The organism is Stutzerimonas azotifigens DSM 17556, assembly GCF_000425625.1.
In the GTDB taxonomy this organism is placed as follows: Bacteria; Pseudomonadota; Gammaproteobacteria; order Pseudomonadales; family Pseudomonadaceae; genus Stutzerimonas; species Stutzerimonas azotifigens.
In genome coordinates this window covers 5,811-16,997 of the sequence record NZ_KE384429.1, presented here as the reverse complement: position 1 = coordinate 16,997, position 11,187 = coordinate 5,811, and the positions used below count along the sequence as shown (strand labels likewise).

5 protein-coding genes are annotated in these 11,187 nt (G+C 69.5%); 2 read left to right on the top strand and 3 right to left on the bottom strand.

What is annotated here, in order from left to right:
• Positions 1-376: 376 nt before the first annotated feature.
• The 3 genes from H610_RS0122955 to mnmC form a co-directional block, all read right to left on the bottom strand.
• On the bottom strand, positions 377-1,126 hold the full coding sequence (locus H610_RS0122955) for a sulfite exporter TauE/SafE family protein (protein ID WP_028241849.1): 750 nt from the start codon (positions 1,124-1,126) through the stop codon (positions 377-379).
• A 22-nt stretch (positions 1,127-1,148) separates the two neighbouring features.
• A complete protein-coding gene (locus H610_RS0122950; RefSeq protein ID WP_028241848.1) occupies positions 1,149-5,276 on the bottom strand; it encodes a CheR family methyltransferase in 4,128 nt (1,375 codons plus the stop codon).
• Between the two features lie 124 nt (positions 5,277-5,400).
• Positions 5,401-7,377 (bottom strand): bifunctional tRNA (5-methylaminomethyl-2-thiouridine)(34)-methyltransferase MnmD/FAD-dependent 5-carboxymethylaminomethyl-2-thiouridine(34) oxidoreductase MnmC, encoded by a 1,977-nt coding sequence (gene mnmC / locus H610_RS0122945; RefSeq protein ID WP_028241847.1) that lies wholly within the window; start codon positions 7,375-7,377, stop codon positions 5,401-5,403.
• Positions 7,378-7,521: 144 nt separating this feature from the next.
• Here mnmC and pap point away from each other — a divergent pair, with 144 nt between their 5' ends.
• Positions 7,522-9,006 carry a polyphosphate:AMP phosphotransferase gene (gene pap, locus H610_RS0122940; protein ID WP_028241846.1) on the top strand — a complete coding sequence of 495 codons (1,485 nt, stop codon included), beginning with the start codon at positions 7,522-7,524 and terminating at the stop codon, positions 9,004-9,006.
• A 104-nt stretch (positions 9,007-9,110) separates the two neighbouring features.
• A complete protein-coding gene (locus tag H610_RS0122935; RefSeq protein WP_028241845.1) occupies positions 9,111-10,295 on the top strand; it encodes a thiolase family protein in 1,185 nt (394 codons plus the stop codon).
• The last annotated feature ends 892 nt before the right edge of the window (positions 10,296-11,187 follow it).

The following is an 11,187-nucleotide window of genomic DNA, read 5'->3' as shown; positions in this document are numbered from 1 at the left end:
CAAGCTATTGCACATCGCCTATGGGGTACTGAAATCCGGCCAGCCTTTCGACCCTAAACTGGCCCTTGCCCACTAGGGCTCAAGACGGTATCTACGCCTATCCGCCCATCCGCCCAGCCGGCTGTGGAGGCGTAGGGTGGATGACGGCGCAGCCTCATCCACGCGTTGGTTTGAGCCGGTATCGCGGCCTGCCGGGCCGTTCGTAGAGCACATCGTCCCGTGTCCGCGTGGAAACGCTTTGCGGTTTTCCACCCTACGCCACTCCATCCCCGCACGTACCTGCCTGGGTAGGGTGGGCTTCAGCCCACCAGCCGCGCTCGCATCGGTGGGCTGAAGCGGAGCGCCGCCCGGCTCTACGTCCACCTGCAGCGTAGGTTCAGCCGAGCAGCTTCTGCGCCGCCAGCGACAGGCTCACCGCCACCAGCATGAGCGCGAACAGGCGTTGCAGCAGCGGGCCCCCCAGGCGCAGGGCGAGGCGGTTGCCGAGGGTGACGCCGGCGGCGCCGCCGGCGGCGATCCCGGCCAGCAGCGGCAGTTGCAGTTGCGCGCCGGTGAGGTAGAGCAGGAAGCCGCCGCCGGAGACCAGGGCGATCACCGCCATCGAGGTCGCGGTGGCCTGCAGCATGGTCAGGGGCGTGAACCAGAGCAGCGCCGGCACGATCAGGAAGCCGCCGCCGACGCCCATCAGCCCGGACAGGATGCCCACGCCGAAACCGGCCACCACCAGTGGCGCCAGGCGCAGGCTGCCGCCGCTCGGGCGCTCCAGCCGGGCGCTGCGCCACATGCGCCAGGCCGACCAGAGCACCAGCAGGCAGAAGCCGACGATCAGCGCCTGTTCCGGCACGAAGCGGCCGATCCACTGCCCCAGCGCGTTGCCCGGCAGGCCGAGGGCGACCAGCACCAGCACCGGGCGCCAGGCGACGTAACCCTGGCGCGCCCGGGGGATGGCGCCGACCGCCGCCGACAGCGCGACGGCACCGAGGCTGACGCCGATGGCGTCGCGCAGCGGCAGATGCAGGCTGAGCAGCAGCGGCAGCGCCACCAGCGAGCCGCCGGCGCCGGTGAGGCCGAGCAGCAGCCCGAGCACCAGGCCGATGCCGAGCGATTCCCACAGCAGTACTTCGATCACATCGATTCCGTCATCTGGCTCATGCCTGCCGGCCGAGGGTGCGTCGGACGGTATCGATCAGGGCTTCCAATGCGACCGGCTTGCTCAGGTGGCAGGCGAAACCGGAATCCTTCGCCTGCTGGATGTCCTGCTCGCTGCCGTAGCCGGTCAGTGCGATGCCGGTGAGCCCGCGGCTCGCCGGGCGTGCGCGCACCGCCTGCATCAGCTGGTGCCCGTCCATGCCGGGCATGCCGATGTCCGAGATCATCAGGTCGAACGGCTGCCGCTCGATGAACTGCAGGGCGGCCTGGGCGCTGCCGGCGGTGATGACCGCGGCGCCCTCCAACTCGAGCAGCGCACCGAGCGTCTCCAGCACGTCCGGCGAGTCGTCCACCAGCAGGATGCGCACGCCCTTCAGGGCTTCGGACTCGTCGGGGGCGAGGGCCGGCAGCTCGCCGTCCGGCGTTTCGATCAGCGGCAGCCACAGGGAGAAGCGGGCGCCCTGGTCGGCGCCGTCGGAGAAGGCGTCGACATGCCCGCCGTGCGCCTCGGCCAGCTGGCGCACCAGCGCCAGCCCGATGCCCAGGCCGTCCTTCTGGCGCAGCGAGTGGTGGCTTTCGATCTGCTCGAAGAGGTCGAAGATGGTCGGCAGCGCTTCCGGCGAGATGCCACGGCCGTTATCGATGACGTCCAGCCGCGCCATGTCGCCGTCGCGGGCCAGCTGCAGTTCGATATGCCCGCCGGGCTCGGTGAACTTGATGGCGTTGTGGAGCAGGTTCCAGACGATCTGCTCGACCCGGACGGGGTCGGCATTGACGATCAGTTGCTCTTCCCGCGGCGGCTCGTAGATGAGCTCCAGGCCGGCCTGATGGATTTCCGTCTGGGTGGCCTTGATGATCTCGCCGAGCACGTCGTCGAGGTCCAGCGCCGCGCGCTTGAGCTTGAGCTTGCCGGTGTGCACCCGGCTGACGTCGAGCAGGTCGTCGATGATCTGCGCCTGGCTGCGCACCGCCTGGAGGATCGCCTGCGACGCCTTGCTCATCACCGCCGAGCCGCGGATCACCGGCAGCCGGGAGAGCAGCTCGGCATTGAGCTGGATGAGGTTCAGCGGATGCTTCAGCTCGTGGGACATGACCGCGAAGAACTGGTCCTTGCGCAGGTTCGACGCCTGGGTACGCTCCAGCTCGGTTTCCTGGGCCATTTCCTGGCGCTTGCGCTGGGTCAGGTCGCGGGCGATCTTCACGTAGCCGCGCACCTGGCCGCTGCCCAGCGGGGTGACCACGCCGCTGCAGAAGAGCCGGCTGCCGTCCTTGCGCCGGTGCCAGCGTTCGTCCTCGGCGCGGCCTTCCTGCAGGGCCCGCTGGCGCTCCCTTTCCGCCGCGCCGGAGGCACGGTCCTCGTCGAGGAAGATGACGTCCGCCGACTGCCCGAGCATTTCCGCCTGGGTGTAGCCGAAGATCAACTCGGCGCCGCGGTTCCAGCTGGTGGCGATGCCGTCGGTGTCCATGGTGATGATGGCGTAGTCGCAGGTGCTCTCGGCGACCAGCCGCATGCGCTCTTCCTCCTCGCGCAGCGCCTGCTCGGCCTGGCGCCGCGCGGTGATCTCGATGAAGGTCAGCACCGCGCCGTCGATGCGGTCCTCGGTGGTGCGGTAGGGCAGCAGGCGGGCGATGAACCAGCGCCCGTCGAGGCTCGGCACCTCGCGCTCGATCAGCCCCAGCGACTCGAACACCCTGGTGGCGTCGGCGGCCAGTTCGTCGTAGTCGAGGCGATGGGTGATGTCGAGCAGCGAGCGCCCGGCATCGGCCGCGATGATGCTGAAGATGTCGGTGGCGCGGGGCGTGTACCACTTGATGCGCAGGCCGCGGTCGACGAACACGGTGGCGATGTCGGTGGAGGCGATCAGGTTCTGCAGGTCGTCATTGACCTTGCCGGTCTCCTCGACCTTGGCCTTGAGCTCGTGATTGACGGTGATCAGTTCCTCGTTGATCGACTGCAGCTCTTCCTTGCTGGTTTCCAGCTCCTCGGTCGCCGAGCGCAGTTCCTCGTTGATCGCCTGCAGTTCCTCGTTGGAGGCCTTGAGTTCCTCGTTGGAGGTTTCCGACTGCTCGATGGTGGTCTGCAGCTGCTCCTTGGTGCGCGCCAGCTCGTCTTCCAGCTGCGCGACCACCCCGTCGCGCACCGGCGAGGCCTCGCCGCCCTCGTCGACGAAGGCGTCCTCGATTTCGTCGAACAGCACCAGCAGGTACTGCTCCCCGCTCTCGGGGTCATGGAAGGGGCGCACCAGCACGTTGATCAGGACCACACCGTCGCGGCGGGTCAGGCGCACGCGCCGCGCCTCCACGCTCTTGTGCGTGTGCACCGCCTGGAACAGCGCCGTGCGCAGCTCGGGGCGCAGTTCCGGATGCACCAGCCGGAGCAGGTCGTGGGACGGCTCGCCACCGGTGTAGCGGAGGAAATGCCCGGCGCGCTCGGACATGTGCACGATCTGCGCGTCCGGCCGGATGACCACGCTGGGCGGCGCATAGTGTTCGAGCGCGCGCTGGTGGACCTCGGCGAACACGCCGGCGCGGCGGCCGCGCGGCGCGTTCTTTTCCAGCGCCGAACCGCGCGGGAACTCGTCCGTCGCCATCACCGGCGTGTGCCGGCTGAGGGCGCCGAGGCGGGCCTGGTAGATGCGGTTCTTCTTGTCCACCGGGGTGAACAGGTCGGGGCAGGCGTCGGCCGATTCGGAGCTGCCGAGGAACAGGTAGCCGCCCGGACGCAGGGCGAAGTGGAACATCTTCAGCACGTCGCGCTGCACGTCGCGGTCGAGATAGATCAGCAGGTTGCGGCAGCTGATCAGGTGCAGCTTGGAGAACGGCGGGTCGCGCAGCAGGTTGTGCTGGGCGAACAGCACCTTCTCGCGCACCTCCTTCTTGATGCGGTAGTGCCGCTGCTCCTTGAGGAAGAACTGGCGCAGCCGGGTGGGGCTGACGTCGGTGGCGATGGCCTCCGGGTACAGCGCCTGGCGCCCCTGGCAGAGCGCGCGCTCGTCGATGTCCGTGGCGAACACCTGGATCTTCGCCGGCTTGTTGACCAGCGCCGCCTGGTCGCACAGCAGCATGGCCAGCGAGTAGGCCTCCTCGCCGGTCGAGCAGCCCGATACCCAGGCCCGCACGTTGGGGTCGTTGTCGAACGCCTCGCCGAACAGCCGCGGGACGATGTCGCGCTCCAGCGCCTCGAACGCCTCGCGGTCGCGGAAGAAGTTGGTCACGCCGATCAGCAGGTCGCCGAGCAGCGCCTGGGTTTCCTTCGCGGTGCTGCGCAGCAGGTCGCGGTAGGCGCTCAGCGTCGGTTGCGCGTTGACCTGCATGCGCCGCTCGATGCGGCGCAGCACGGTAGCGCGCTTGTAGTGCTTGAAGTCGTGCCCGGTGCGGGTCCGCAGCAGCACGATGATCTCGCGCAGGGCCGCCTCGTCGCTGGCCATGCCGTCGCCGGCTTCCACCTCGGCGCCGAACCCGTCCTCGTCGCTGTGCGGCAGCTCGATGCGCCGGGCGTTGCCCCACAGGGTCATGAGCAGGTGGGGCATCTCGGCGGCCGGCAGGACGAAGTCGACCTTGCCGGTTTCGATGGCGCTGCGCGGCATCGAGTCGTATTCGGCGTCGTCGGGGCTCTGGACGAGCGTGATGCCGCCCTGTTCCTTGATGCGGGCGAGGCCGACCGAACCGTCGGCGCCGTTGCCGGACAGGATGACGGCGAAGGCATGGTTCTGGTGGACGTCGGCCAGCGTGCGCAGGAAGAGGTCGATCGCCACCTGGCGCCCGAGCTTCGGGTCCGGCTGCGTCACGCTCAGGTAGCCGTCGTTCATCGACAGCATCCGGCCCGGGGCGATCACGTAGACGTGGTTCTTCTCCAGCCGCGTGGTGTCGGTGACCTGCAATACCTTCATCGACGTGGCCTTGCCGAGGATCTGCGCCGCCTGGCTGTCGTGGTGGGGGGACAGGTGCATGACCACCACGAAGGCCATGCCGGTGTTCGCCGGGGTCTGCTCCATGAAGGCCAGCAGCGCCTTGAGGCCGCCCGCGGAGGCGCCGATGCCGACCACCGGGAAATCCAGATCGCTTCGTGCGAGGTGCCGGTAGTTGACCGGTTGAGAGGACGTGTCTTGCTCCGATTGTTGTTTCATGCAGCCCTCTGCGCGATTGGACGTCTGGCAGATCTTCCCCTGACCGGCCTGTTCGCTCCCCCCTTGGAGCGACCCGGGAGTATTGCACGTTCGCCGAGGCGTCCAAAGGCCGGAGGCGGTTTCGCTAAGCCCCTCGAACGATGCGGCGCAGCAGGAACCGGTTGGGGTGGCAGGCCTCGGCGACCGCCCGCGGCAACGGCAGCGGCTCGCCCTCGATCCAGGCCGCCAGCAGCTCGGCGGCCAGCGGCGCGGTGACCAGCCCGCGCGAGCCGTGCGCGGCGTTGACGTACAGGCCCGGCAGCCAGGGACAGGGCCGGTCCGGGCGCTGGCGGGCGTCCTTGCCGAGCACCGCGTAGGTCGTGGCGAAGGCCTCGGCGTCGGCCAGCGGGCCCACCAGCGGCAGGTAGTCCGGGGTGGTGCAGCGGAACGCCACACGCCCGTCCAGCATGCCCGGCGCCAGGTCGTCGACGTTCAGACGGCCGGCAAGCTCCATGGAGATCGCGCGCAGCAGCTCGAGGTTGGAGCGGTGTTCGGCCTCCGAGGGCGTGCAGTCCTGCCGCTCGAACTCGAAGCTGGCGCCGAGCGTGTGTTCGCCCCCGCGCACCGGCGCCACGTAGCCTTCGGCGCAGAGCACGGTGCGCAGTTCGCGGCTGGCCGGGCTGGCGGGCAGCCGGGTGATCTGCCCGCGGATGCGCTTGAGCGGCAGCCAGGTGCTCTGGGCGAAGGCGGCGCTGTCGGCTGCGGTGCAGAGCACCACCACCGGCGCCTCGGCGAGCGTCGCTTGGCCGTCGCCGACCTGCCAGCCGGCGCCGCCGCGCTGCAGCGTCAGCGCGCGGGTGTGGGTGCGCAGTTCGATGTTCGGATGGCTCGCCAGCAGGCGGCACAGCGCCGGCGGATGCAGCCAGCCGGCCTCGGGGAACAGCAGGCCGCCGCAGGGCAGGCCGACGCCGGCGCGGGCCTCGGCCTGTGCGCGGTCGAGCGGCTGCAGCAGTTGCCGCGGGTAGGCCTGCGCCAGCGCCTGCTGGCGCCTGGCTTCGGCCTCGTCGAAGGCCAGTTGCAGCACGCCGCAGGCCGACCAGTCGCGGCCCTGCTGCAGCCGCGAGAGCAGCCGGCGGGTGTGCCCGAAGCCGCTGACCACCAGCTGCGACAGCGCGGTGCCGTGTGCCGACAGCTTCAGGTAGAGCACGCCCTGCGGGTTGCCGGAGCCTTCCTGCGCCGGCTCGGCATGGCGCTCGATCAGCGTGACCTGCCAGCCGCGCTGCGCCAGGCTCGCGGCGGTCGCGCAGCCGGCCAGCCCGGCGCCGATCACCACCGCGCGACGCGCTTGCTGCTGCGGTGGACGGGCGTACCAGGGCGCAACCGCGGCATCGGGCCGGCCGACGAAGCGCCCGCGGAGGATTTCCCGCTTGTGTCCGTAGCCCGGCACCCGCTGCATGTCGAAGCCCGCTTCGATCAGCCCGCGGCGCACGAAGCCGGCGCTGGTGAAGGTGCCCAGCGTCGCCCCGGGCGCCGACAGCCGCGCCAGCAGGGCGAACAGCTCGGGTTGCCACATCTGCGGGTTCTTCGCCGGGGCGAAGCCGTCGAGGAACCAGGCGTCGACGTGCGCATCGAGGGTCGGCAGCAGCTCCATCACGTCCCCCACCAGCAACGTCAGGCTGACCCGCGGGTCATCGAAGCGGAACTGCTGGTAACCCGGGTTGACCGCCACGTAGCGATCCAGCAGCTGCCGCGCCAGCGGCGCCAGGCTCGGCCAGAGCGCAAGCGCGCGGTGCAGGTCGGCCGCGGTCAGCGGGTGCTTCTCGACGCTGACGAAATGCAGCCGGGCATCGGCCGGCGCGCACTGTTCGAACAGCGCCCAGGCGCAGAGGAAGTTGAGGCCGGTGCCGAAGCCCGTCTCGCCGATCACCAGCCGGCCGCCGGGCGGCAGCGCGGCGAAGCGTTCGGCCAGGTCGTTCTGCGCGAGGAACACGTGGCGGGTTTCCTCCAGCCCCGAGGCGCGCGAGAAGTAGACGTCGCCGTACAGGCGCGACTGCGGCTGGCCCTCGGCGTCCCAATCGAGGGCGGCGGGCTGGAATTCTGGCGGGGCGGGACGATCGGACATCGAAAGCGTTACCTTGGCGAAGCCGGCCATTCTAATGGCCTGTGCGGTCGGTGGGTTAATCCGGTTCGGACGCCCCGAACCGGCCAGCCGAAGGCCACCGGCCGCGCCGGGCTTCGCCGTGTTCCAGCCACCGAGGAAGTTGCCATGTTCGAATCCGCCCAGGTCGGCCACGCCGTCGACAAGGACACCTACGAAGCCGAGGAGCCGCTACTGCGCGAGGCCCTGCTGGAAGCGCAGTACGCGCTCAAGGCGCAGGCGCGCTTTCCGGTGCTGCTGCTGATCAATGGCATCGAGGGCGCCGGCAAGGGCGAGACGGTCAAGCTGCTCGCCGAGTGGATGGACCCGCGGCTGATCCGTGTCGAGAGCTTCTACTCGCAGACCGACGAGGAGCGCAGCCATCCGCCGGCCTGGCGCTACTGGCGCAAGCTGCCGCCGAAAGGGCGGATGGGCGTGTTCTTCGGCAACTGGTACAGCGAGATGCTGCACGACCGCGTCCACGATCGCCTCGACGACGCCGGGCTGGAGCGAGCGCTCGACCACGCGCAGCGGCTGGAGCGGCTGCTGACCGACGACGGCATGCTGCTGTTCAAGTTCTGGTTCCACCTGTCCAGGAAGCAGATGCAGGCGCGCCTGGACAGCCTCAAGGACGACCCGCTGCACAGCTGGCGCATCAGCCCGCTGGACTGGCAGCAATCGAAGACCTACGACAGCTACGTCCGCCATGGCGAGCACGTGCTGCGCCGCAGCAGCCGCGACCACGCGCCCTGGTACGTGATCGAGGGCGCCGATGAGCGCTATCGCAACCTGGCGGTCGGGCGCATCCTGCTCGAGGGCCTGCAGGCGGCGCTGGCGCAGCAGCCGGCGGCGGTGGCGCCGCCGCACAGCGCACCGGTCGCCGCCAGCCTGGACGGGCGCAACCTGCTGGACAGCCTCGACCTGTCGCAGTCGCTGTCCAAGGGCGACTACAAGCGCCGCCTGCTGGAGGAACAGGGACGGCTGTCGCAGCTGATGCGCGACCGCAAGCTGCGCGAGCGCGCCGTGGTGGCGGTGTTCGAGGGCCACGACGCGGCCGGCAAGGGCGGTGCGGTGCGCCGCGTCACCGGCGCGCTCGACCCGCGTCTGTATCGCGTGGTGCCGGTGGCCGCGCCGACCGACGAGGAACAGGCGCAGCCGTGGCTCTGGCGCTTCTGGCGCAACGTCCCCGAGCACGGCAACCTGACCATCTTCGACCGTTCCTGGTACGGCCGCGTGCTGGTCGAGCGGGTCGAGGGCTTCTGCTCGCCAGCCGAATGGCTGCGCGCCTACGACGAGATCAACGACTTCGAGGAACAGCTGGTCGAGGCCGGCGTGGTGGTGGTCAAGTTCTGGCTGTCGATCGACAAGCAGACCCAGCTGGAACGCTTCGAGGCGCGCGAGAAGGACCCGCTCAAGCGCTTCAAGATCACCGAGGAGGACTGGCGCAACCGCGAGAAGTGGGACGCCTACAACCTGGCGGTCAACGACATGGTCGCCCGCACCAGCACCGAGATCGCGCCCTGGACGCTGATCGAGGCCAACGACAAGCGTTTCGCCCGGGTGAAGGTGCTGCGCACCCTCGGCGACGCGCTGGAGGCGGCGCGCGACGGCTGAGCCGCCATGGCCGGCTATACGTCCGCTGAATGGTCGTCGCCGCCCCGATTTGCCGCGGCCTATGATCGGTCCATCGTCCATTCGAACAACAACCGAGGTGTGCCATGCGTGAAGTGGTAATCGTCGACAGCGTGCGGACCGGCCTGGCCAAGTCCTACCGCGGCAAGTTCAACATCACCCGGCCCGACGACATGGCGGCCCACTGCGTCGACGCCCTGCTGTCGCGCAACGACCTGGACCCGGCGCTGGTCGAGGACTGCATCGTCGGTGCCGGCGCCAACGAGGGCGCGCAGGGCCACAACATCGGCCGCAACGTCGCCGTGCTGTCGCGCCTGGGCACCCAGACCGCCGGCATGACCCTCAACCGCTTCTGCTCCTCGGGCTTGCAATCGATCGCCATCGCGGCGAACCAGATCGCCTCCGGATGCAGCGAGGTGATCGTCGCCGGCGGCGTCGAATCGATCACCATGACTGCCAAGAACCGCAACACCGAGAACCTGATCAACCCGATGCTGCAGGAGCGGGTGCCGGGCATCTACCACAGCATGGGCCAGACCGCCGAGCTGGTCGCCCGCCGCTACAACATCAGCCGCGAGTACCAGGACCGGTACGCCCTGCAGAGCCAGCAGCGCACCGCGAAAGCGCAGGCCGAGGGGCTGTTCGCCGACGAGATCGTGCCGATGAGCGTGCGCTACATGGTCGAGGACAAGGCCACCGGCGAGAGGAAGATCCTCGAAGGCGTGGTCGACCGCGACGACTGCAACCGCCCGGACACCACCCTCGAAGGCCTGGCCTCGCTCAAGCCGGCCTTCGCCGAGGACGGTTCGGTGACCGCCGGCAACGCCTCGCAACTGTCCGACGGCGCCTCCATGACGCTGGTGATGAGCCTGGACAAGGCGCTGGAACTGGGCCTCAAGCCGAAGGCAATCTTCCGCGGCTTCACCGTCGCCGGCTGCGAGCCGGAGGAGATGGGCATCGGCCCGGTGTTCGCCGTGCCGCGCCTGCTCAAGGCGCGCGGCCTGAAGGTCGAGGACATCGACCTGTGGGAACTGAACGAGGCCTTCGCCTCGCAGTGCCTGTACTGCCGCGACACCCTGGGCATCGACAACGAGAAATACAACGTCAACGGCGGCTCGATCTCCATCGGCCACCCGTTCGGTATGACCGGCTCGCGCACCACCGGCCACCTGATCCGCGAACTGCAGCGCCGCAACCTGCGCTACGGTGTGGTGACCATGTGCGTCGGCGGCGGCATGGGCGCGGCGGGGCTGTTCGAAGCCTATCGTTGATCGCACCGGTGTTCGGTTGATGAAAGGGCCCACCCGGCAGCGGGTGGGCCCTTTCTTTTTGTATATCGGTCGTACTCGGAGTGTGGCTTTGCACGATGCCGCATCCCGCGAACAACCCCCTCTCCCTCCGGGAGAGGGTTGGGGTGAGGGGGGCGCGGCTCCCTTATCCGGCCCTGCGGGCCACCTTCTCCCGGGGGAGAAGGGAAAAGCGGCGTTGGTCCGAGCCTGTAGGAGCGGGCTCTGCCCGCGACCGGCTGCCGGCGATGGCGCGGCTGCGTGCCGCGCCGTTCGCGAGCAAGCTCGCTCCTACGGAAGCGGGGGCGACATTCATTCGCGGTCGAGACCGCACATTGTCCGTGCAGGCAGGTGCCCTGTGGGAACGGCCGGGGCCTCCCTCATCCGGCCTTGCGGCCACCTTACTCCCGGCGGAGAAGGGAAAAGCGGCGTCGGTCCGAGCCTGTAGGAGCGGGCTCTGCCCGCGACCGGCTGCCGGCGATGGCGCGGCTGCGCGTCGGCCCATTCGCGAGCAAGCTCGCTCCTACGAAAGCGGGGGCGACATTCATTCGCGGTCGAGACCGCACATTGTCCGTGCAGGCAGGCGCCCTGTGGGAACGGCCGGGGCCTCCCTCATCCGGCCTTGCGGCCACCTTCTCCCGGCGGAGAAGGGAAAAGCGGCGTCGGTCCGAGCCTGTAGGAGCGGGCTTGCTCGCGACCGGCTGCCGGCGATGGCGCGGCTGCGCGTCGGCGCCATTCGCGAGCAAGCTCGCTCCTACGAAAGCGGGGGCGACATTCATTCGCGGTCGAGACTGCACATTGTCCGTGCAGGCAGGTGCCCTGTGGGAACGGCCGGGGCCTCCCTCATCCGGCCCTGCGGGCCACCTTCTCCCGGGGG

Excerpts from the sequence above, each read along its gene's own strand:
- H610_RS0122950 (WP_028241848.1), bottom strand. The coding sequence starts at position 5,276 with ATGAAACAACAATCGGAGCAAGACACGTCCTCTCAACCGGTCAACTAC.
- mnmC (WP_028241847.1), bottom strand. The coding sequence starts at position 7,377 with ATGTCCGATCGTCCCGCCCCGCCAGAATTCCAGCCCGCCGCCCTCGAT.
- pap (WP_028241846.1), top strand. The coding sequence starts at position 7,522 with ATGTTCGAATCCGCCCAGGTCGGCCACGCCGTCGACAAGGACACCTAC.
- H610_RS0122935 (WP_028241845.1), top strand. The coding sequence starts at position 9,111 with ATGCGTGAAGTGGTAATCGTCGACAGCGTGCGGACCGGCCTGGCCAAG.